Genomic DNA, 22,481 nt, shown 5'->3' with positions numbered 1-22,481 from the left:
GGACGACAGATGGCAACGACGGGCTTGTTCGAGATGAATGACAAAGGCAAGGCAGACAAGCAAAAGGCGCTGGAATCGGCCCTTGCGCAGATCGAACGGCAGTTCGGCAAGGGCTCGATCATGAAGCTTGGCGGCGACAACCCGCCGCCGGAGATCGAGGCGACCTCGACCGGCTCGCTTGGCCTTGACATCGCGCTTGGCATCGGCGGTTTGCCGAAGGGCCGGATCATCGAGATCTACGGGCCGGAAAGCTCGGGGAAGACCACGCTGACGCTGCATTGCATTGCGGAAGAGCAGAAAAAGGGCGGCGTCTGCGCCTTTGTCGACGCCGAACATGCGCTGGACCCCTATTATGCGAAGAAGCTGGGCGTCAGCCTGGAAGATCTGCTGATCTCGCAGCCCGACACCGGGGAACAGGCGCTGGAAATCGTCGATACGCTGGTGCGCTCGGGCGCGGTCAGCCTGGTCGTGGTCGACTCGGTGGCGGCGCTGACGCCGAAGGCCGAGATCGAGGGCGACATGGGCGATGCGACCGTGGGCGCGCAGGCGCGGCTGATGAGCCAGGCGATGCGGAAACTGACCGCCTCGATCGGGCGTTCGAACTGCATGGTGATCTTCATCAACCAGATCCGGATGAAGATCGGCGTGATGTTCGGCTCGCCCGAGACGACCTCGGGCGGCAATGCGCTGAAATTCTACGCCTCGGTGCGTCTTGACATCCGCCGCACCGGCGCGATCAAGGACCGCGACGAGGTGATCGGCAACCAGACCCGGGTCAAGGTGGTGAAGAACAAGGTGGCGCCGCCCTTCCGCGAGGTCGAATTCGACATCCTTTACGGCGAGGGCATTTCCAAGGTCGGCGAGCTGGTCGATCTGGGCGTCAAGGCGGGTGTGGTGGCGAAATCGGGCGCCTGGTATTCCTATGGCGACGAACGCATCGGTCAGGGCCGCGAGAATGCCAAGCAATTCCTGCGCGACAATCCCGATATCGCCTATGAGATCGAGGACAAGATCCGCGCCAGCCACGGGCTTGAATTCGGTGTCGAGCCGACCGCGGAAGATCTGACCGAGGAGTGAGGCGGCAGCTGGCTGCCGCGCCGGACCGGCGCAACGGACGGTCGGGGTTCCCCCGGCCGTTTTGCTTTCTGGACAGGGCCGGGCCGGGCCGCTAAACGGGGGGAAATCCGCAAAAAAGGCTTGCCCATGCCCAGTCTGAACGACATCCGGTCCACCTTCCTTGCCTTCTTCGAAAAGAACGGTCACCGCGTGGTGGAAAGCTCTCCGCTGGTTCCCCGCAACGACCCGACGCTGATGTTCACCAACTCGGGCATGGTGCAGTTCAAGAACTGCTTCACCGGGGTGGAAAAGCGCGACTATGTCCGCGCGACGACGGCGCAGAAATGCGTCCGCGCGGGCGGCAAGCACAATGACCTCGACAACGTCGGCTATACCGCGCGTCACCACACTTTCTTCGAAATGCTCGGCAACTTTTCCTTTGGCGATTATTTCAAGGAAAAGGCGATCACCTATGCCTGGGAGCTGCTGACCAAGGATTTCGACATTCCGAAGTCGAAGCTTCTGGTCACCGTCTATCACACCGATGACGAGGCGGCGGCGATCTGGAAAAAGGTCTCGGGCCTGACCGACGACCGCATCATCCGCATCGCCACCAAGGACAATTTCTGGCAGATGGGGCCGACCGGTCCCTGCGGCCCCTGCACCGAGATTTTCTTCGATCACGGCGACCATATCTGGGGCGGCCCGCCCGGCTCGAAAGACGAGGACGGCGACCGGTTCATCGAGATCTGGAACAACGTCTTCATGCAGAACGAGCAGTTCGAGGACGGCTCGATGGTCGAGCTGGAGATGCAGTCGATCGACACCGGCATGGGGCTGGAACGGATCGGCGCGCTGCTGCAAGGCAAGCACGACAACTACGACACCGATCTGATGCGGTCGCTGATCGAGGCTTCGGCCCATGCGACCTCGGCTGATCCCGATGGGGCGGGCAAGGTGCATCACCGCGTCATCGCCGACCATCTGCGCTCGACCAGTTTCCTGATTGCCGACGGGGTGATGCCCAGCAACGATGGCCGCGGCTATGTGCTGCGCCGCATCCTGCGTCGCGCCGCGCGGCATGCGCATATGCTGGGGGCGAAAGACCCGGTGATGCACAAGCTGGTGCCGGCGCTGGTGCGGCAGATGGGGGCGGCATACCCCGAGCTTGTCCGCGCCCAGGCGCTGATCGAGGAGACGCTGAAGCTCGAGGAAACCCGGTTCAAGGTGACGCTGGAACGGGGCCTGAAGCTGCTCGATGACGAACTCGCCGCGCTGCCCGAAGGGGCGGAGCTGCCGGGCCCTGCCGCGTTCAAGCTTTACGACACCTACGGTTTCCCGCTCGATCTGACGCAGGACGCTTTGCGTGAAAAGGGTCGCACCGTCGATACCGCGGGCTTTGATGCCGCGATGGAGGAGCAAAAGGCCAAGGCGCGCGCCAGCTGGTCGGGCTCGGGCGAGGCCAAGGATGCGAAAGTCTGGTTCGAGATCGCCGAACGCGCGGGTGTCACCGAATTCCTCGGCTATGACACCGAATCCGCCGAGGGGCAGATCCAGGCGCTGGTGATTGACGGCGCGGAAGTGACCGAAGCCACCGGCGCGGTGCAGATCGTCGTCAACCAGACGCCGTTCTATGCCGAATCCGGCGGTCAGGTCGGCGATCACGGCATCATCCGCACCGACAGCGCCGAAATCCGCATCACCGACACGAAAAAGGTCGCGGGCGTCTTCATCCATATCGGCGAGGTCACCGAGGGCAAGGTGACGAAGGGCCAGCCCGCGAAGCTGGAGGTCGATCACGCGCGGCGTTCCGCGATCCGCGCGAACCACTCGGCGACGCACCTTCTGCACGAGGCGCTGCGCCGCGCGCTTGGCGATCACGTTGCGCAAAAGGGCTCGCTCAATGCCGAGGATCGGCTGCGGTTCGATTTCAGCCACGGCAAGGCGATGACGGCCGAGGAGCTGATGACGGTCGAGGCCGAGGTGAACGCCTTCATCCGGCAAAACACCCCGGTCGAGACCCGGATCATGACGCCCGACGACGCCCGGGCGCTGGGGGCGCAGGCGCTGTTCGGCGAGAAATACGGCGATGAGGTCCGCGTCGTCTCGATGGGCGAGCTTCTGGGCTCGGGCAAGGGGCATGACGGGCGAACCTACAGCCTTGAACTTTGCGGCGGCACCCATGTGAAACGCACCGGCGACATCGGCGCCTTTGTTGCGCTTGGCGAAAGCGCGTCTTCGGCCGGTGTGCGGCGCTTCGAGGCGCTGACCGGTCAGGCGGCGCTCGATTGGCTGAAGGCGCAGAACGCGCGGCTCTCGGATGTGGCGGCGCTGCTGAAGACCTCGCCCGCGGAAGTGGCCGACCGGGTCAAGGCGCTGGCCGAGGAACGCAAGGCGCTGGCGAATGAAGTGGCGCAGCTGCGCCGCGAACTCGCTATGGGCGGCGGCGCGGCCGGTGGTCCGGAAGTTCTGGACATCAAGGGTTTGCGCTTCATTGCTCAGGTGGTTTCGGGGGTGTCCGGCAAGGATCTTCCGGCGCTGGTCGATGGGCTGAAGGACAAGGTCGGCTCGGGCGCGGTTCTGGTTGTGGCCGATACCGGCGGCAAGGCGGCCTGTGCGGCGGGGGTGACGGCGGACAAGACCGGCACCGTTTCCGCGGTCGAGATCGTCAAGGTCGCCGCGGCGGCTTTGGGCGGCAAGGGCGGTGGTGGCCGCCCCGACATGGCGCAGGCGGGCGGGGCCGATCCGGCGAAAGCCGACGACGCAGTGGCCGCGGTCAAAGCCATGCTGGAGGCGCTCTGATGCCCTCGGCGCTCTGGATTGCCCATGTGAAGGTGCTCGACGCCGAGGCTTACGGCAAATATGCCGCCGCCGCAGGCCCGGCGATTGCGGCGCATGGCGGGGTCTTCCTCGCCCGCGCCACCCGCTATGTGCAGCTGGAAGGCAACGACCGCGCCCGCAATGTGGTGGCGCGCTTCCCCAGCCTTGAAGCCGCGGTCGCCTGCTACCAGTCCGAGGCCTATCAGGCCGCTTTGTCGCATGCCAAAGGCGCCTCGGAACGCGATCTCGTGATCGTCGAGGAAAACGCCTGACTTTCGCCCCGTCCCGGATTGCGTTACTGTAACAGCATCATGTCAACGCCAACCGGGGCGGAGCCAACCGCCTGTTTGGGGCCGGAAAATGTGCCGTTGGGCAGCCTATGTCGGGGAACCGATCTTTCTTGAGGATATCGTCTCGAAACCGGGACATTCGCTGATCCACCAGAGCCATTGCGCCACGCAATGTCACACGGCGATCAATGCCGACGGCTTCGGTGTCGCCTGGTATGGCGAGCGCCCCGAGCCCGGGCTTTACCGCGATGTCATGCCGGCCTGGTCGGACCCGAACCTCAAGTCTTTGACCGCACAGGTGAAATCGCCGCTCTTCCTGGCCCATGTGCGGGCCTCGACCGGCACCGCCACCTCGCGCAACAACTGCCATCCTTTCGTCGTCGGCCGCTGGAGCTTCATGCACAACGGCCAGATCGGTGGCTACAACGCCTTTCGCCGCGCGGGCGAAATGCTGATCCCCGATCACCTTTATCCCCACCGCAAGGGCGCCACCGACAGCGAGGCCTTGTTTCTGCTCGCGCTTTCCGAGGGGCTGGACGACGATCCGAAAGGCGCCTTGGAGCGCGCGACGGCGCGGCTGGAATCGCTCTCGCGCGAGCGCGGGCAGGGGCCGCACATGCGCCTGACCGCGGCCTTTTCCGATGGCCAGCGGCTTTATGCGGTGCGCTATGCGTCGGATGAATTGGCGCCGACGCTTTATCACCGCTGGTCCGACACCCGGCTGGGCCGGGCCGTCGTTTCCGAACCGCTCGAAGACGGCGAGGGCGACTGGACCCCGGTGCCGCCCGGCTCTTTCTGCATCTTCGAAGGCGCGTCGCTGACGATCGAACCCTTTGCTCCGCAACGCCCGGCGGTGGCCGCCTAGGCGGTTCTGCTGTTCCCTCGCGCCGGTAATTGCGCTACTCCGCAAGGACAAAGTTGCGAGGAAGCCGATGATCCGCCTGCACAATAGCAAGACCCGCCGCAAGGAAACGTTCCGCCCGCTCGATCCGCAAAATGTGCGGATGTATCTCTGCGGGCCGACCGTCTATGACCGCGCCCATCTGGGCAATGCGCGGCCGGTCGTGGTCTTTGACGTGCTGTACCGGCTGCTGCGCCATGTCTATGGCGCGGATCACGTGACTTATGTGCGCAATTTCACCGATGTCGATGACAAGATCAACGCGACCGCATTGGCGCGCAAAGAGGCGGGCGCTCCCGGCACGCTGGAAGAGCTGATCCGCGCCCGGACCGAGGAGACGATCGGCTGGTATCACGCCGACATGGACGCGCTTGGGGCGCTTCGCCCCGATCACGAGCCGCGGGCGACCGATTACATCGGGGCGATGATCACGATGATCGCCGATCTGATCACCCGCGGTCATGCCTATGCCAAGGACGGCCATGTGCTCTTTCGGGTGCGCAGCTATGCCGAATACGGCGCGCTCTCGGGGCGCTCGGTCGATGACATGATCGCCGGGGCGCGGGTCGAGGTGGCGCCCTTCAAGGAAGATCCGATGGATTTCGTGCTGTGGAAGCCCTCGGATGCGGATCTTCCGGGCTGGGACAGCCCCTGGGGCCGCGGCCGTCCGGGCTGGCATATCGAATGCTCGGCCATGTCCTATGAACTGCTGGGCGCCAGTTTCGACATTCACGCGGGCGGGATCGACCTGCAATTCCCGCATCATGAAAACGAAATCGCGCAAAGCTGCTGCGCCCATCCCGAGGGTGGGTTCGCCAATGTCTGGCTGCACAACGAGATGCTGCAGGTCGAGGGCAAGAAAATGTCCAAGTCCTTGGGCAATTTCTTCACCGTGCGCGATCTGCTCGATCAGGGCATTCCGGGCGAGGTGATCCGGTTCGTCTTCCTGCAGACGCATTACGGCAAGCCGATGGACTGGACCGCCGAGAAGGCGAGCCAAGCCGAGGCGACGTTGCGCAAATGGCGGGCGCTGACGGCGGGGGTTGCGCCCGCGCATGAGGTGGCGCCCGGGGTGCTGGAGGCTTTGGCCGATGATCTGAACACCGCGGGCGCCATCGCGGTGCTGCATGGGCTGACGGGGGAGCCTGCGCTCCTCAAGGGCTCGGCGCAGATGCTGGGGCTGCTCGTCGACGAGATGGGCGATTGGGCGAAGGCGCCCGAGGTTGATCTGTCACTCCTTGCCGCGAAGTTGGCCGAGCTGCGCGCGAAAGCGATGGAAACCAAGGACTTCGCCCCGGTCGATGCGCTGAAATCCGCGCTGATGGCGGCGGGGGTCGAGGTGCGGATGTCGAAGGCAGGCGTCGAACTTTTGCCCGGCCCCGGCTTTGATGCGGCGAAGCTGGAGGGGCTGTGATGGCCAAGGAACGGCTTTACCTTTACGACACCACCTTGCGCGATGGCCAGCAAACGCAGGGCGTGCAGTTTTCCGTGCCGGAAAAGATCGCGATTGCCGAGGCGCTTGACGATATCGGCGTCGATTATATCGAGGGCGGCTGGCCGGGGGCGAACCCGACCGACAGCGATTTCTTTGACGCGCGGCCCAGAACGCGGGCGACCTTTACCGCCTTTGGCATGACGAAACGCGCGGGCCGCTCGGCCGCGAATGATGACGTGCTGGCGGCGGTGATGAATGCGGCCACGCCCGCGGTCTGTCTGGTCGGCAAGACGCATGATTACCATGTGACCGCCGCGCTTGGCCTCACGCTTGAGGAAAACCTTGAAAACATTCGCGCTTCCGTCGCCCATATGGTGGCCGAAGGGCGCGAGGCGCTGTTTGACGCCGAGCATTTCTTTGACGGCTACAAGGCGAACCCGGACTATGCGCTGGCCTGCTGTTTGACCGCCTATCAGGCTGGCGCCCGCTGGGTGATCCTGTGCGACACGAATGGCGGCACCTTGCCCGCCGAGGTCGGCACGATCACCGCCGCCGTCATCGCCGCGGGGGTGCCGGGCGATCACTTGGGCATCCATTGCCATGACGACACCGGCATGGCCGTTGCGAATTCGCTCGCTGCGATCGACGCGGGCGCGCGGCAGGTGCAGGGCACGCTGAACGGTCTGGGCGAGCGCTGCGGCAATGCCAACCTGACCACGCTGATCCCCACGCTGCTGCTGAAAGAGCCTTACAAAAGCCTTTACGAAACAGGTATTTCCAAGGCGAAGCTCACAGGCATCACGCGGCTTTCGCGCCGTCTGGACGACATTCTGAACCGGGTGCCCCTGCGCTCGGCCGCCTATGTCGGCGCCTCGGCTTTCGCGCACAAGGCGGGGCTGCATGCCTCGGCGATCCTGAAAGACCCTTCGACCTACGAACATATCGCGCCCGAAACAGTCGGCAACACCCGGCTGATCCCGATGTCCAATCAGGCCGGGCAGTCGAACCTGCGCGCACGGCTGGCGGCGATGGGGATTGCGGTCGATCCGAAAGACCCGCGGCTGGTGCAGATCCTGGACGAGATCAAGGCGCGCGAGGATCGCGGCTATGCCTATGACGGCGCGCAGGCGAGTTTTGAACTGGTGGCGCGGCGCGTGCTGGGGCTTTGCCCGCAATTCTTTGAAATCAAACGCTATCGCGTGATCGTTGAACGCCGCAAGAACCGCTATGATCAGATGGTTTCGGTATCCGAAGCGGTGGTCGTGGTGAAGATCGGCGGCGACAAGATGCTGTCGGTCTCGGAAAGCATGGATGCCGAGGGGCATGACCGCGGCCCGGTGAACGCGCTGTCAAAAGCGCTGGTGAAGGATCTGGGCCCCTACACCAGCTGCATCGAGGACATGAAGCTGGTCGATTTCCGCGTCCGCATCACGCAAGGCGGCACCGAGGCCGTGACCCGCGTCATCATCGACAGCGAGGACGGGCACGGCCAGCGCTGGTCGACCGTGGGGGTCAGCCCGAACATCGTCGACGCCTCCTTCGAGGCGCTGCTCGATGCGATCATCTGGAAGCTGATCCGCGACGGGGCCGAACCGGCATGAGCGATCCGGTCGCGCTTTGTGCCGAGCGGCTGGCTTCCGGCGATCCCGACCGCTTTGCCGCCGTCATGGCCTGCCCCGGGCCGGATCGGGCGGCGCTTTTCGCGCTTTACGCGGCCAATCTGGCGATCGCGCAGGCGCCCTGGGCCAGCGCCGAGCCGCTGGTGGCCCAGATGCGGCTGCAATGGTGGATCGATGCTTTGGAGGCGCTGGCGGCGCAGGGCAGGCCGGTCCCGCAGGAGATCGGCCCGGCGCTGGAGCTTCTGCCCGCGGCGGCGTTGCAGGGCCTGATCGCCGTTGCCGAGGCGCGGCGGGCGGATTGTGACGGCGCGGGCTTTGCCGATCCGGCGCGGCTCTGGGACTATCTGGAGGCGACCTCGGGGGCGCTTTCGGCGGCGGCCGGGGCCTGTCTTGGCGCTGGCTCCGAGACCGTCCTGCGTGCGCATGGCACTGCGGCGGGGCTGGCGAACTGGTTGATCGCGCTGCCGGAGCTGACGGTGCGGGGGCGGCTGACCTTGGCCGGGGCCGAGCCCGGGCTGCTGGCGGATCTGGCGCGGGACGGGCTGACGCGGCTTGCCGCCGCGCGCGGCGCCCTGCGGGCTGCGACGCCTGCGGCGCGGCTTGCGGCGCTGAGCGGATGGCAGGCGGCCGGGGTGTTGCAGCGCGCGGCGCAATCGCCCGGGCGGATCGCGACGGGGACCCTGCACGGGACCGAATTCGCCCGCCGTCTTGGGCTGTTACGGGCGCGTCTGGCGGTGTGATCTGGCGCAAGAAAAGAGCGCAAGCCTTCGTTTCGCTTAAGTGAATCTTCAAAAGTTCCAGTCATGTTCCAACGAGTGCCCCGGGGCACGGCCTCGTTTTGCCCGCCCGGGCGCTGCGCTGGAGATGCTGAATGCCCTTTTTCAAAAGCCTCAAGCTGCGCTTGAAGCTGCCTCTGATGCTGGTGACGATTGCCGTGGGCGCGCTTGCGGTGATGGGGGTTTCCTCTTACCGCGAGGCGCGCAATCTGCTGCTGGAGCAGGGCAGTCAGCGGCTTGAGCTGACGCTGCAAACGCGGGCGCGGGACGCGCAGGGCTGGGCCGATCAGGTGCAGTCGGAACTGCGGGCGATGGCGGTCAACCAGGGCACGGCGCGGCTGATGCGCGATTTCTCGGGCGCCTGGAAGATGCTGGGCGCGGGGGCGGCCGACAATCTGCGTCATGCCTGGGTCGAGACCAACCCGCATCCCGAGGCGGAGCGTTGGAAGCTTGATTTCGCGGGCGATATCAATGATTTCGGGATCATTCACCGGCGCGCGCATCCGGGCTTCGTGACCCAGGCCAAGGAACGCGGTCTGGCCGATCTGTTCTTTGTCGATCCGCAGGGGCGGGTGCTTTATTCGCTGCGCAAGGGGCCGGAATTCGCCGCCGATCTGACCGATCCGGCGCTGCGGCAAAGCCCGCTCGCGCGCGTCGTCGCGCAGGCGCAGGCCAGTTCCGACCAGGTTCCGCAAATCTCCGAATTCGTCGCCGCCGGGCCGGGGGGCGGGCCTGTCGCCTATCTGGCGCAGTCCGTGCGCAGCACCGAGGGGAAATCGCTGGGCGTTCTCGCCTTTGCGGCGCGACTCGATCCGCTGCTGACGATGATCACCGCGCCGCAATCTCTGGGCGAGACCGGGCAGGCCTATCTGGTCGATGGCAGCGGGATATTGCAGACGCAGCTGCGTGCGGGCGCGGCCAGCCCCGGAACGACGGTGAAGACCCCCGCCGTGACCGCGGCGCTGGCGGGCGAAACCGGCAGGATCGAGCAATCGGGCGTCGATGGCGGCAGCGTTCTGGCGGTTCATGCGCCGGTGCAGGTTTTCGGCCGTCCGATGGCGCTGGTGGTCGAGCAATCCGACCGTGAATTGTTCGCCCCGGCGCGGGAGCTGGCGCGGCAGCTGGGCCTGAATGCGGCTTTGCTGATTGCCGGTCTGGCGGCGATCTCGACCTGGATGGCGCGCGGTCTTGCCCGTCCGCTGCAGGAGCTTGCGGGGGCGGTCAATCGGATCAGCCGCGGCGATCACGCGCTGCATGTGCCGGGGACGGGCCTGCGCGACGAGGTCGGCGAGATCGCCCAGGCGGTCGAGGCCTTGCGCGGTGATCTGGCCGCCTCGGAAGCCACCCGCCATGCGGCGATGGTGCAGGGAACGGCCTTTCGCAATTCTTCGGCGGCGCTGATGGTGGTCGCGACCGATCTGACCATCACCTATGTGAATACGGCGCTGATCAGGCTGGTCGAGGCGAAACTGGCCGATTTCCGTCTTCGTCAGCCCGAGCTTCAGCCCGAAACCCTTGTGGGGCAATCGCTTGCGGCGCTTTATCCGCTGAGCGACGAGATCGGGGCCTTGCTGCGTGATCCGGCGCAGCTGCCGTTGCGGCGCGATATCGCGGTGGGTGAAGGCCGGTTTGGCGTCGATTTTTCCGAGATTCGCACGCCCGATGGCGCGCAGCTGGGCTTTGTCGTCGAATGGCGCGACGTGACCGAGCTGCGGATGACCCGGGCGCTTTTGAACGCGCTCGACAGCACGCAGCTGATGCTTGAGTTTTCGCCCGCGGGCCGGGTTGCGCGCGGCAATGCCAATGTGCTGGCGGCGCTTGGCGAGACCGAGGCGACGCTGACCGGGCGCAGCCATGCCGGTCTGATCGAGGGCGAGGGGGCGCTGGCCGGGTTCTGGACGCGGCTGGAACGGCTCGAGCCGCTGATCGGCCGCTTCGCGCTGACCCGCGCCGATGGGACGCGTGTGATGGCCGAGGGCAGTGTCACGCCGGTGCCGGACCGGGCGGGCAACATGCTCAAAATCGTGCTGATCGCCAATGACATCACCGAAGCGGAACAGGCGCTGGAGCGGGCGCGGACGCGCAACGAGACGATGCTGGCCGAGCAGCGCGGCGTGGTCGAGGCGCTGCGGGTCGGTCTGGAGGATCTGGCCCGGGGGGATCTGGGCAGCCGGATTGTGCGCGGGTTCCCGCCCGAATACGAACAGCTGCGCACCGATTTCAACAATGCCGCCTCTACGCTTGGCGCGGCGATGCGGGTGGTGATCGACAATGCGCAAAGCATCGATGGCGAGGTGAGCGAGATCACCAATGCGGCCTCGGATCTGAGCCAGCGCACCGAACGGCAAGCCGCGACGCTGGCCGAGACGGTGACGGCGCTGGATCAGCTGACCACCTCGATCGGCGCCGCGGCGGCGGGCATTTCCGAGGCGGATCAGGTGGTCGAACGGGCCCGGATCGGCGCCGAAAGCTCGGGGCAGGTGGTGCAGCAGGCGGTCTCCGCCATGGGCGAGATCGCCGAGTCGTCGCAAAAGATCTCGCGCATCATCGGGGTGATCGAGGACATCGCCTTCCAGACCAACCTGCTGGCGCTGAATGCGGGTGTCGAAGCCGCCCGGGCGGGCGAGGCGGGACGCGGCTTTGCCGTCGTCGCCTCGGAGGTGCGGGCGCTGGCGCAGCGCTCCTCGGCCGCGGCGCAGGAGATTTCCGGCCTGATCAGCGTCTCTTCGGATCATGTGCGGGTCGGGGTCGACCTGGTCGGTCAGACCGGGCAGGCGCTGGATGGCATCCTGGTCTCGGTCAATGATATTGCCGGGCGCGTCTCGAAGATCGCCTCCTCGGCGCGCGAACAATCGACCGGCCTGTCGGAAATCAACCGCGCAATGCTCGACCTCGATCAGGTGACCCAGCAAAATGCCGCGATGTTCGAGGAAACCACCGCCGCCGCGCAGGCGCTCAGCCGCGGGGTGCAGGCGCTGACCGCCACCACGGCGCGGTTCCGCGCGCCCGAGGCCGCCGAAGCGCCCCCGCCCGCCGAGGCGGTCGTGACGCCGGTCACGCCGGCTGCGGTTGCTGCGCCGCCGGTGACGCCGGCTGCGGCTGTCGCGCTGCCCGTCAAACCGCGCCCGCCCAAGGCCGCCGTGCCGCCACGCAGTCGCGGCGCGCTGGCGATTGCCGAAGATGGGAGCGAATGGGTCGACTTTTGAGACTGAACCGCAAATGGGCGCGCCGTCGCCATAACGGGAAATGAAATGACACCGAAACGCGTTTTGATCGTCGATGACTCCCCGACCATTCGGGCCTTGATCCGCACCAAGCTGGCCGCGGATCCGCGCATCGTCGTGGTCGGCGAGGCGAGCGATCCCTTTGAGGCGCGGGAAAAGATCAAGGCCCTGTCCCCCGACGTGCTGACGCTTGACGTCGAGATGCCGCGGATGAACGGGCTCGAATTTCTCGAGAAGCTGATGCGGCTGCGGCCGATGCCGGTGGTGATGATCTCGACCGAGACCCAGAAGGGCTCGGCCGCGGCGCTGGAGGCGCTGTCGCTTGGTGCGGTCGAATGCGTCGGCAAGCCGAGCTTCGACCGGCTCTCGGACACATTCCTCAATCTGGCCGAACTTCTGGTCGCGGCGGCGAATGCGCGGCTGCGCAGCCCGGGGCCGCGCGCGCAGATCACCCCCGCCGAAGATTTCAAATGGAACGGCAAATACGTTCTGATCGGGTCGTCGACCGGCGGGGTGGATGCGCTGGAGACGTTGCTTTCGGGCTATCCGCGCAATTGTCCGCCGACCCTGATCACCCAGCACATGCCCGAGGGCTTTCTGACCAGTTTTGCCCGTCGGCTGGATGGGCGGATGGTGCCCTCGGTCGAGCTGGCCCGTGACGGTGCCCCGCTTTTGCCGGGCCGGGTCTATCTGGCGCCCGGGGGCGACTATCATCTGGCGGTCAGCCCGGCAGAGCCGCCGCGCTGTAAGCTTGTCGCCAGCGACAAGCGCAACGGCCACCGGCCTTCCGTCGAGGTGCTGTTCGATTCCGCCGTGCCAATCGCGCAGAAGGTGGTTTCGGTGATGCTCACCGGGATGGGGCGCGACGGGGCGGAGGCGATGAAGCGTCTGCGCCAGGCCGGGGCACGTTGTCTGGCGCAGGATGAAGCGACCTGTGTCGTCTTCGGCATGCCCCGCGCCGCGCTCGAGATCGGGGCCGCCGAGAAGGCAGTGCCGATCGGCAAGATGTCCCAGTCGGTGCTGCAATTGTGTGCCGGCAGTCAAATGCAGTTCAAATCGTCACGGGGGTAATATCATGGCCGGACCGCACAAGACCCTCCATATCGCGCAGGGCGAATTCATCACCGCCAAGGGGGCCGAGGCGTCGATCTCGACCATTCTCGGGTCCTGCGTCGCGACCTGCCTTTATGACGAGAGCGGCCAGGTCGGCGGGATGAACCATTTCCTGCTGCCCGATGGCGCCGGGGCTTCGCTGAACTCTGCCCGCTTCGGCGTCAATGCGATGGAGCTGCTGATCAACGCGCTGATCAAGGATGGCGCCAATCGCAAACGCCTGAAGGCGAAGGTGTTCGGGGGCGGTCGGATGATCGCGGGGCTGACCGATGTCGGGCAGAAGAATGCGGAATTCGTGCTCGATTTCCTGCGCCGCGAAGGGATCGAATGCACCGGGCAGAGCCTTGGCGGCACCCAGGCGCGCCGGGTCGAGTTCTGGCCCGGAACCGGCCGGGCGCGGCAGCGGCTGCTGGGCGAGACCCGCGTCGTCGAGACGCCGCCGGTCCCGGCGGCGGGCAACGGCGTCGAGCTGTTCTGAGCCCGCGTGACGGCAAGACTGGCCCCGGATCGGCAACGATCCGGGGTTTTCCGTGTCCGCGCCCTCCCCGTCGGTGCCATCGGGCCGAAATAAAAAAACACCGACGCGACCGGCAGGTCGACATCGGTGCGCTTGGGCGCTCAGTCAGGACTTCAGCGGATGATCTGGGCAGCCGGCTGCGCGACGGGAAGAGCCGGTGGTCCGAACCGCCTCAGAACCACTGGATCTCGCCTTGTTCTTCTTGCTGGACCTCGTGCCGTTGCTGTTCGGGATCGAGGTTCGTGGCCAGCTCGTGCAGGCGCAGCCGCGACAGGATCGGCACGGCGTGAAGCTTCACATCCTGCGGCATTTCCGTCGAGACGGCGGACATCAGACGCCCGAGATCCTCCAGCGCCTGGGTGATCCGGTCGATCCCCTGCAAGCCGCGGATCGCCGCCGCATCGGTGTGATCGGCGAAATGGCACAGCGAAATCGCGCGCTGCACCTCCGAGGAGAGCCGGGCGAGCGTGTCGAGTTCATCGCCGATGCGCGCGGCAAGGGCGTCGAGCGGAAGATCCCTCCGCTCGATGGGGATGGAGGCGATGCTGGGAAGCTCGATCATAGCCGGCCCACCACCGCTTCGATGCAGCCGCGCAGTTCCTGCGGCGTGAACGGTTTTTTCAGGAAGTTGTTCATTCCCAGACGCTTGCCGGTGTCGATGATCTCGCGATCGGCGCGGCCGGTGATCAGGATGAAGCCGAGCCCCTTGGTGCGCTGATTGGTGCGCAGCGCCTGCAGCAGCTGAAGCCCATCCATGCCGGGCATGTTGTAATCCGAGATCACCAGATGGACCGGCGTCTTTTCAAGGATTTGCAGCGCCCCGGGCCCGTCGGTCGCATAGCCGACCTGACGGATGCCCATCGCATCCAGCGCTTGCGTGATCAGACCTCGGCTGGTGGACATGTCGTCCACGACCATGACCCTCAATTGATCTCTCAGTGCCATTTCGGGCCTCCGATCGGGCTTTCCGTTTTGGGAAGCTTGTAAGTTGTGATGCCGGCTGTCGAGAGCTGGCACGGCGGGTCGAGCGGGATGCGTTCGGAATGACCGACGAACATCCATCCGCCCGGATTGAGCACCGATTCGAAGCGACGCCAGAGGCGCAGCTGATCTTCCGGGCTGAAATAGATCACGACGTTGCGGCAAAAGACGATGTCGAACCGGCCCCGCATCGGCCAGGGGGTCTCGTGCAGGTTCAGTTCGCGGAACGACACCAGATTGCGCAGCATCGGCACGATATGGACGCCGTCCTTTTCGACGGTGACAAAGCGTTGCAGCGGCTTCGGGATCGTCGCGAGAGTGTTCTCCTCGTAGACCGCCGCACGGCCGCGGGCGATCATCTGCGGATCGATGTCGGTGGCCAGCAGCCGGATGTCGAGCCGGGCCAGATCCTGCGCCATGTCCGCAAGCACCATCGCGATCGAGAACACTTCCTGCCCGGTCGAACAGCCTGCCGACCAGATCCGGACCTTCTTGCCCGCCCGCGCCTGTTCGATCAGCGGCGGCAGGGTCGTCGAACGCAGGGTCTCGAAGTGATGGTTCTCGCGGAAGAACTGGGTGACATTCGTGGTCAGCGCCGAGATCATCGCGCGCCGTTCCTCGTGCCCCTCGTCCGAAGTGATCAGGCGGATGTAGCTGCCATAATCCTTCAGGCCGAGGGCGCGCAGGCGCTTGCCAAGCCGCGATTGCACCATCGAGGTCTTCCCCGGGGCAAGGACGATCCCCGCCTGCTCATAGAGAACGCGGGCGATCGCCGTCAGTTCGCTTTCGTTCGGAGCGGGGGGAACCGCAAGCTGGGAAGGGTGCTGTGTCATGCCGCCTCGGCGTTCTCGTCCGGCAACACGGCGCTGAGGTCGAGGACGCGGATCATGCGACCGTCGACGATGGTCAGCGCTTCGATGAAGCTGTGGGCGCAATCGGCCGCCAGTTCCGGCGGCGGCTGCAGTTCGGTGCGCGGCAGCGCCAGGATGTCGGAGACCGCATTGACCAGAAGGCCTGCGGTTTGCGACCCCACCTGCACCACGATGATGACGTTGCGGGCATCGCCCACGACGGGTTCCATGCCAAGCCGGACCGAGAGATCGACCACCGGCAGCACGGTGCCGCGCAGGTTGATCACGCCGCGCACATGCATCGGCGCATGGGGCAGCGGCGTCGCCCGGGTCCAGCCGCGGATTTCGCGCACGGACATGATATCGACGCTGTATTCCTCGTCGGCGAGCCGGAATGACAGGAGTTCGACTTCGGAGGAGTTTTGCGAGCTTTTTTCCAGGGTCATGGCGGTCATCCTGCAAGAGCGAAGGCTGGGCTCCGGGTGCGTCCGGAAGCGTTTTGAACAAGATCGGGCGGGTCAAGGATCAGGGCGATCTGACCATCGCCAAGGATGGTGGCGGCGGCAACGCCGGGGATATGGCCGTAGCTGCGTTGCAGCCCCTTGATCACCACTTGCCGCTGCTCGAGGATCGAGTCGACGACAAGGGCGGAGCGGGTGCCGTTTTCCTGCGCCGTAAGCAGCACGATGCCGCCCGCGTAGCTGGATTTCGGCGCGCGGTAGCCAAGTTCCGCCCCGAGGTCATAAAGCGGCACGAAGGCGCCCCGGACATGGATGACGTTGGTGTTCGGACCCAGCGCGCGGATGTCCTCGTCGGTCAGCGTCGCGGTTTCCAGGATCGCGGAGAGCGGCACCACCAGGGTTTCGCCCGCCACATTCACCACCATGCCATCCAGCACGGCCAGCGTCAGCGGCAGCGAAATCGAGAAGCGTGTGCCCTTGCCGGGTTCGGAATGAATGGTGATGCGACCGCCGAGCGACTGGATCGCCTGACGCACCACATCCATGCCGACGCCGCGGCCCGACAGCGCCGAAACCTGATCCGCCGTCGAAAAGCCGGGCAGGAACAGCAGGTTGTCGATCTCGCTGTCGCTCAGCTGCGCATCCGGCGGGATCAGCCCCTTGGAGATGGCGATCTCGCGCACTTTCGGACGGTTGATCCCGGCGCCGTCATCGGCAACCTCGATCACCACCCGGCCCGAGCGATGCTGGGCCGACAGCGTGATCACCCCTTCGGCGGTCTTGCCCGCGGCGCGGCGCTTGTCCGGCCGCTCGAGCCCGTGATCGACGGCGTTGCGGATCATGTGGGTCAGCGGATCGGCCAGCCGTTCGATCACCGTCTTGTCGACTTCGGTCGCCTCGCCCTCGGTGCGCAGACGCACTTCCTTGCCGACGGCGCCCGAGGCCTCGCGCACGATCCGCGCCATGCGCTGGAACAGCGGCTTCACCGGCTGGGCGCGAATCATCATCACGCTGTCCTGGATGTCGCGGGTCAGCATCATGAAGGCTTCCAGCCCGGTCATCACCGCCGAATTCGGCGGCAGCCCGGCTTCGGCCACGCTTTGCGCCAGCATCGCCTGGTTGATCACCAGCTCGCCCACGAGGTTGACCAGCCGGTCGATGCGGTCGAGATCGACCCGCACCGTCGCCGAGGGCTCGGAGGCGGCTTCGCGCGGTGCAGCGGCGCCAGCCGGGCCAGCAGCTGGCGCGGTCGGCAGGTCAGCCGCGGCAAAAGGGGGCGGAGGGACCTCGGCCCGGGGTTCGGATTTGGGCATCGGGACGATCTCGGCCTGCGGCGCCGGAGCGGGGGCGAGCGGCACCGGATCTTCCGGGTCCTGCGCCAGCGGCGGTAGATCGGGCAGCCCGGGGGCGCCGAAATCGGGCAGCGAGAGTCCGCCCGCATCGGGCAGCGCGGTCCCGGCCGCGCCCTGGGTGATTTCGATCTCGCAGACATCTTCGACGAAGTCGAACACTTCGCGGATGTCGAAATCGGTGACATCACCGGTGATTTCGACCGTCCATTCCAGCCAGGAGCCCTCGGGATCAAGCGATTCGAGCGTCGGCAGGCGGGTCAGATCGCAGCGCGTGGTGGCGTTGCCCAGCTTGCCGAGCGCGCGCAGAAGGTGCAGCGGCTCGTTGCCCGAGCTGAAAAGCGCGCGGCGGGACGGAATCGCACCGTCCAGACCGGGGTGGTCGGCGTTTCCTCGACCGGGCCGAAATCGAAGGCGAGTCCCATCGGCTGGAAATCGGTCACCTCTTCCTCGACCACCGGACCGGCGCCGCCGCCGATCAGCGCTTCAAGCGCGACGAGGCACCCTTCCGAACCTTCGGGCGGGGGGGCGGCGTCGCGGGCTGCGCGGACATGGTCTTGCAGGAAGTCGGCCGCCTGGAAGAACAGCTTCATCGCCTCGGGCGTGATCGTCATCCGCCCCGAGCGCAGCTCGTCCAGAACGGTTTCGTAGCGGTGGGCAAAACCGACCAGCGCGTCAAGCCCGAAGGCCCCCGCGCCGCCCTTGATGGAATGGACCGCGCGGAAGACGATGTTGATCGTCTCGTTGTCGTGGTTGCCCTCTTCCATGTCGGACAGGGCATCCTGCAGGCTTTCGAGCAGTTCTTCGCATTCGACGAAGAAACTGGCCCGGATTTCTGCCATCGGGTCCGTTGCCATCATGCTCTCCTTAGCCGGTAACCATTTGCAGCGCCTTGACCAGCTTCGGCGGGTCGAAAGGCTTCACGATCCAGCCGGTGGCCCCGGCCGCGCGGGCGCGCGCCTTGAGTTCGGGCGCCGATTCGGTGGTCAGCACGAGGATCGGCGTCGCCCGGTGCTTGTCTTGCGCCCGCACCGCCTCGATGAAGCCGAAACCGTCAAGGCGCGGCATGTTGATGTCGGAAATGATCGCATCGGGGGCGATGCCGTCGAGCACTTCGAGCCCGTGGACCCCGTCTTCGGCAAGGTGCAACGTGATCCCCGCATCGGTCAGAGCGAGTTTCAGCATGTCGCGGATGGTGCGGCTGTCATCGACCGCCAGAACAGTCAGGCTCATGCGGCCTCTCCGGTTTGAAGATCCGCGGGGGTGACACCGAAGACGGCAAGAGCGTCGTCGAAAGCCTCCGAACGCGGCGTGATGATGAGGGAAGTTCCGGCCTGCCGGGCGCTTTTGGCGGCGGAAGCGAGGACTTGCAGTGCCAGGCCGCCCAGATGGGTGACGGCCGAGGCATCAAGGACGAGATCGGTTCCGGTCGCACCGCGCAAGGCCGTGGCGAGCGGTGTGACCTGAGACAGGTCGAGCCGGGAGGCGAGGGCAATCGTGGTCATTCCGACCTCGCCAAAATATGGGTTTGGAAAACGGACACGTGTTCCCCTTTCATTCCTGCATGAAAGAGGATTACCGGCTGCGGGTTAAATAAGGTTTGACGACACAGGGTTTTTCCGCCCCAACCTGTCGCCTTTTACGCAGTTCGGTCAGATCCGCGGCGCCAGCGCGTGCAGATGGGTCGCACAACCCACAAGGGCAGCGTAGTCATCTTCGATCACCCGCAGCGGGAAGGCGGCGAGAAAATCGGAAAACCGGCCCTTGGCCTGTATCGCGGCAGCGAGTCCGAACTCGGACAGCAGCGGGGTGAAGGCCCGGGCGACGCCGCCGCACAGATGGATGCCGCCGAAGGGCAGGTGAATGAGCGCCAGATCGCCCACGACCGCGCCCAGATGGCGCACGAAAATGCGCGCCGTTTCAACGCCAAGCGGGCTGCGGGCGGTGATTTCGGCCATCACCTCGGCGGCGGAGCGGCTTTGCGGCTGCCCGGCCTCGGCGGCGACGAAAGCAAAGACGCGCTCCAGACCGCGGCCCGAGAGCACATCCTCGACCGCGGCAAAGCCATGCGCCGCCTCGACAAAGCGCATCAGGCGGATGTCTTCGTCGGTGACGGTGGGCAGCGTGACATGGCCGCATTCCGAGGCGGTGACGATGCGTCCGCCCGGCGCCTCATGCACGGGGGCGGCGTTGAAGCCGGTGCCGATGCCGATGACGAGCTGCGCCGAGCCGGGCCGCGCAGGCTGGCCCGGCAGCACGGTTGCCACGGCTTCGGGGGCAAGATGGCCCAGCGCATGGCCCTGCGCCTGCAGGTCGTTCAGCACCGCCACCGTCTCGGCGCCGGTGACGCGGGCGACGGCGGCGGTTTCGATCACCCAGGAAAGATTGGTCATATGCGCCGTGCCGTCGCGCACCGGCCCCGCCGCGGCGACACAGGCGCCCGCCAGATCGCCCACACCCTCGGTCTGCATATACTCCGCCAGGATCGGCTCCAGCGCGGGGCGCCCGGCATTGGCATAGCGGCGGATCGATTCGGGCAGAAGCCGCCCGTGTTCGGACAGCGCCACCCGGGTGTTGGTGCCGCCGATATCGGCCAGAAGCGCGTAACGGTTCGGGGTGGCGGTGATCATGTTAGCGCTCCAAAGCCTTCCTGACCGCGTGATAGGACGCCTTGGGGGTGCGCTGCAAGCTTTCGAAATCGACATGGACCAGTCCGAAGCGGCCCGAATAGCCCTCGGCCCATTCGTAATTGTCCAGAAGCGACCAGGCATAATAGCCCGCAAGCGGCACCCCCGCGGCGATCGCGGCGCGGCAGGCCTGCAGATGCGCGGCCAGATAGGCGATGCGATCCGCATCGACGCAGCGGCCGTCGACCCACCTATCCTCGGCCGCCATGCCGTTCTCGGTGATGTAAAGCGGTGTCGTGCCGGTGTAGTCGCGCTGCAGGCGTATCAGCAGATGGCGCAGGCCCTCGGGGCAGATTTCCCAGCCCAAAGCGGTTTGGGGAAGCGGCCCGGGCCTCTCTGCGGTGCCGGGCCAGGGACCGGGCGCCGGGGCGATGCGTTTGGCGGTGTAATAGTTGACCCCGAACCAGTCCAAAGGCGCGGTGATGGTGGCGAAATCCTGCTCCCAGCCCGCGGGCAGATGGGGGGCAAAGCCCTCCAGAACTTCCTCGGGGTAGCGGCCCTGAAACATCGCCTCGATGAAAAAACGGTTGAAGATCGCATCGTAACGCCTTGTGGCCGCGTGACATTCCGGGGTGTCGTTGGCAGGCAGGGCATGTTCGAAATTGCACACGGCGCCGAGGTTGCTGACCCCCTCGGCCCGCAGCACGCCGATCGCCGTGCCATGCGCCAGGCAAAGGTGATGCATCGCCCGGGCGGTGGCGCGGATGTCGCGCAGGCCCGGCGCATGCAGACCGAGGAAATGCGACAGCCAGCCCACGCACCAGGGCTCGTTGATCGGGGCGACGGACCAGAGCCGGTCACCCAGCCGCCCGGCGATGATCCGGGTGAAATCACCAAACCAATGCGCCACGTCGCGGTTGCGCCAGCCGCCCAGATCGGAGAGCGCCGCGGGCAGCTCCCAATGGTAAAGCGTCAATGCCGGTTTCAGCCCGCGTTCCAGCATCCCATCGAGCAGACGGTCATAGAAATCGAGCCCCTCGGCATTCACCGCGCCGCGGCCCTCGGGCAGGACGCGCGCCCAGGAGGTGGAAAAGCGATAGGAATCAAAGCCCGCCGCCGCCACAAGGTCAAGATCCTCGGCCCAGCGGTGATAGTGATCACAGGCGCGGGCGCCGGTGTCCGCCCCCTTCACATTGCCGGGCGTGGCTGCGAATGTGTCCCAATGCGTCGGGCCTGCGCCGCCGAACCCATGCCCCTCGATCTGATAGGAGGAGGTGGCGGCACCAAACAGGAAGCCTTCCGGAAAGGCTGAACGCGGGGGCAGGGCGGTCATGGATTTTCTTTCCAAGCCATAGGGTTGCGGGCCGGTCCTGTGGAGCTTCCCAGCACCAGAACCGCCTCGAGCAGCTCCGAGACCGGCTCGGGCTCTGGCGCCTCGATCCGTCGCAACAGCATCGTCGCACAGCGTCGCCCCGCTTCGCGCACCGAAGAGCGGGTGGCGGTGAAGATCGGCTCTTCGGCGCCGTTCTTCAGATAGCCCAGCTCGTCGTCATGGGTGATGATCGAGACATCGCGGCCCATCTCCAGACCTTCCTCCCACAGCGCGCGGCGCACGCCCATCGCCGAGAGCAGCGAGGAGGTCAGGAAAGCCGTCGGCGGCTCCGCCCGGCGCAGCATGGCGCGGGCGGCATCATGGCCCTGCGCCTCGGTCATCTCGCCCGCCACCATCAGGCCGGGATCGGGGGTCAGATCGGCCGCGGCCAGCGCGCGCTCAAACCCGCGGCGGCGGCGCAGCGCGAAATCCATCGTCTCGATGCCGTTCACCAGCGCGATACGGCGGTGCCCCAGGTCGAGCAGGAACCGCGTCGCCCGTTCAAAGGCCCGGGAATTGTTCACGTCGACAAAGGGATAGGGGCGGGTGATGCCCGAGGCGCGGCCATGCACGACAAAGGGCAGGCCCAGATCCTCGAGCAGCGCGATCCGCGCATCGCCCGCCCGCGGCCCATGCAGGATGATGCCATCGACATTGCCCTTGGAGCGGATCTCGCGATAGGCGCGGTCCTGATCGGCGTCGGGCACGATGGTCAGAAGCATGTCATAGCCCGCCCGCGCATAGACCTCGCCCGCGCCGGCGATGAAATCGGCAAAGACCGGGTTGACGATCTCGTGCTGCGTCGAAATCGGGATCACATGGCCGATCGCCATCGCCCTTCCGGTGGCCAGCCGCTTCGCCTGGGTGTTCGGCCGGTAGTTGTACTGCCGCGCCGCCGCCTCGACCCGGGCCCGCGTCGCCTCGGCCACTTCGGGAAAGCCGTTCAGCGCCCGGCTGACGGTGGTCGGCGAAAGCCCCAGATGCTGCGCGAGGTCTTTGAGAGTCATGGCGGGGTCCGGCTTGACCGCAGTTCAAAGCGGTTTGGATGGACCGAGCGTAATCCTCTTGCCCGGGGGGCGTCAATCGGAT

At 66.1% G+C, this 22,481-nt stretch carries 19 protein-coding genes and 1 pseudogene; 10 read left to right on the top strand and 10 right to left on the bottom strand.

Annotation, left to right across the window (positions count from 1 at the left end; translation table 11 throughout):
• The first annotated feature begins 9 nt into the window (after nucleotides 1-9).
• The 10 genes from recA (at nucleotide 10) to AC4PTB_RS08900 (ending at nucleotide 13,712) form a co-directional block, all read left to right on the top strand.
• Complete coding sequence (gene recA / locus AC4PTB_RS08945) at nucleotides 10-1,077, top strand: recombinase RecA (protein ID WP_492189646.1); 1,068 nt, start codon at nucleotides 10-12, stop codon at nucleotides 1,075-1,077.
• Between the two features lie 126 nt (nucleotides 1,078-1,203).
• A complete protein-coding gene (gene alaS / locus AC4PTB_RS08940; RefSeq protein ID WP_492189645.1) occupies nucleotides 1,204-3,858 on the top strand; it encodes an alanine--tRNA ligase in 2,655 nt (884 codons plus the stop codon).
• Nucleotides 3,858-4,148 (top strand): DUF1330 domain-containing protein, encoded by a 291-nt coding sequence (locus AC4PTB_RS08935; RefSeq protein WP_074553354.1) that lies wholly within the window; start codon nucleotides 3,858-3,860, stop codon nucleotides 4,146-4,148. Before alaS ends, AC4PTB_RS08935 begins: the two co-directional genes overlap by 1 nt.
• 88 nt (nucleotides 4,149-4,236) lie before the next feature.
• The gene (locus AC4PTB_RS08930; RefSeq protein WP_492189644.1) at nucleotides 4,237-5,031 is read left to right on the top strand and encodes a class II glutamine amidotransferase; all 795 of its coding nucleotides are present in this window, start codon (nucleotides 4,237-4,239) and stop codon (nucleotides 5,029-5,031) included.
• A 67-nt stretch (nucleotides 5,032-5,098) separates the two neighbouring features.
• Entirely contained in the window at nucleotides 5,099-6,481 is a 1,383-nt protein-coding gene (gene cysS, locus AC4PTB_RS08925) for a cysteine--tRNA ligase (RefSeq protein ID WP_492189643.1), read from the top strand.
• Nucleotides 6,481-8,103, top strand: a complete 1,623-nt coding sequence (gene cimA / locus AC4PTB_RS08920) for a citramalate synthase (RefSeq protein ID WP_492189642.1) — start codon at nucleotides 6,481-6,483, stop codon at nucleotides 8,101-8,103. The genes cysS and cimA overlap by 1 nt, the downstream gene beginning before the upstream one ends.
• Nucleotides 8,100-8,861 carry a squalene/phytoene synthase family protein gene (locus tag AC4PTB_RS08915; RefSeq protein ID WP_492189641.1) on the top strand — a complete coding sequence of 254 codons (762 nt, stop codon included), beginning with the start codon at nucleotides 8,100-8,102 and terminating at the stop codon, nucleotides 8,859-8,861. The genes cimA and AC4PTB_RS08915 overlap by 4 nt, the downstream gene beginning before the upstream one ends.
• Nucleotides 8,862-8,992: 131 nt before the next feature.
• A complete protein-coding gene (locus AC4PTB_RS08910; RefSeq protein WP_492189640.1) occupies nucleotides 8,993-12,103 on the top strand; it encodes a methyl-accepting chemotaxis protein in 3,111 nt (1,036 codons plus the stop codon).
• Nucleotides 12,104-12,148: 45 nt separating this feature from the next.
• Nucleotides 12,149-13,192 carry a protein-glutamate methylesterase/protein-glutamine glutaminase gene (locus tag AC4PTB_RS08905; RefSeq protein WP_492189639.1) on the top strand — a complete coding sequence of 348 codons (1,044 nt, stop codon included), beginning with the start codon at nucleotides 12,149-12,151 and terminating at the stop codon, nucleotides 13,190-13,192.
• A 4-nt stretch (nucleotides 13,193-13,196) separates the two neighbouring features.
• Complete coding sequence (locus AC4PTB_RS08900) at nucleotides 13,197-13,712, top strand: chemotaxis protein CheD (protein ID WP_492189638.1); 516 nt, start codon at nucleotides 13,197-13,199, stop codon at nucleotides 13,710-13,712.
• A 211-nt stretch (nucleotides 13,713-13,923) separates the two neighbouring features.
• Here the strand turns inward: AC4PTB_RS08900 and AC4PTB_RS08895 are convergent, their stop codons facing one another.
• The 10 genes and pseudogenes from AC4PTB_RS08895 to AC4PTB_RS08850 form a co-directional block, all read right to left on the bottom strand.
• Nucleotides 13,924-14,313, bottom strand: a complete 390-nt coding sequence (locus AC4PTB_RS08895) for a DUF8776 family protein (RefSeq protein WP_013067485.1) — start codon at nucleotides 14,311-14,313, stop codon at nucleotides 13,924-13,926.
• Nucleotides 14,310-14,696: a response regulator gene (locus tag AC4PTB_RS08890; RefSeq protein WP_492189637.1), complete on the bottom strand. Its 387-nt coding sequence runs from the start codon at nucleotides 14,694-14,696 to the stop codon at nucleotides 14,310-14,312. The genes AC4PTB_RS08895 and AC4PTB_RS08890 overlap by 4 nt, the downstream gene beginning before the upstream one ends.
• Nucleotides 14,687-15,565, bottom strand: coding sequence for a CheR family methyltransferase (locus AC4PTB_RS08885; RefSeq protein ID WP_492189636.1), 879 nt, complete (start codon nucleotides 15,563-15,565; stop codon nucleotides 14,687-14,689). The genes AC4PTB_RS08890 and AC4PTB_RS08885 overlap by 10 nt, the downstream gene beginning before the upstream one ends.
• On the bottom strand, nucleotides 15,562-16,029 hold the full coding sequence (locus AC4PTB_RS08880; RefSeq protein WP_444451539.1) for a chemotaxis protein CheW: 468 nt from the start codon (nucleotides 16,027-16,029) through the stop codon (nucleotides 15,562-15,564). The genes AC4PTB_RS08885 and AC4PTB_RS08880 overlap by 4 nt, the downstream gene beginning before the upstream one ends.
• A 5-nt stretch (nucleotides 16,030-16,034) precedes the next feature.
• Nucleotides 16,035-18,250 (bottom strand): annotated as a pseudogene (locus tag AC4PTB_RS08875) (chemotaxis protein CheA).
• A 10-nt stretch (nucleotides 18,251-18,260) separates the two neighbouring features.
• On the bottom strand, nucleotides 18,261-18,626 hold the full coding sequence (locus AC4PTB_RS08870) for a response regulator (RefSeq protein ID WP_013067490.1): 366 nt from the start codon (nucleotides 18,624-18,626) through the stop codon (nucleotides 18,261-18,263).
• Nucleotides 18,623-18,898: an STAS domain-containing protein gene (locus AC4PTB_RS08865; RefSeq protein ID WP_492189635.1), complete on the bottom strand. Its 276-nt coding sequence runs from the start codon at nucleotides 18,896-18,898 to the stop codon at nucleotides 18,623-18,625. Before AC4PTB_RS08865 ends, AC4PTB_RS08870 begins: the two co-directional genes overlap by 4 nt.
• A gap of 147 nt (nucleotides 18,899-19,045) precedes the next feature.
• On the bottom strand, nucleotides 19,046-20,023 hold the full coding sequence (locus AC4PTB_RS08860; RefSeq protein ID WP_492189634.1) for a glucokinase: 978 nt from the start codon (nucleotides 20,021-20,023) through the stop codon (nucleotides 19,046-19,048).
• Between the two features lies 1 nt (nucleotide 20,024).
• A complete protein-coding gene (locus AC4PTB_RS08855) occupies nucleotides 20,025-21,353 on the bottom strand; it encodes a GH1 family beta-glucosidase (protein ID WP_492189633.1) in 1,329 nt (442 codons plus the stop codon).
• On the bottom strand, nucleotides 21,350-22,399 hold the full coding sequence (locus AC4PTB_RS08850; RefSeq protein ID WP_492189632.1) for a LacI family DNA-binding transcriptional regulator: 1,050 nt from the start codon (nucleotides 22,397-22,399) through the stop codon (nucleotides 21,350-21,352). The genes AC4PTB_RS08855 and AC4PTB_RS08850 overlap by 4 nt, the downstream gene beginning before the upstream one ends.
• Nucleotides 22,400-22,481: the final 82 nt, after the last annotated feature.

The sequence above is a fragment of the Rhodobacter sp. 4.3.4 genome (assembly GCF_058724655.1).
The sequence above is the reverse complement of the archived record's forward strand: the minus strand, read 5'-3'. Positions and strand labels throughout refer to the sequence as shown.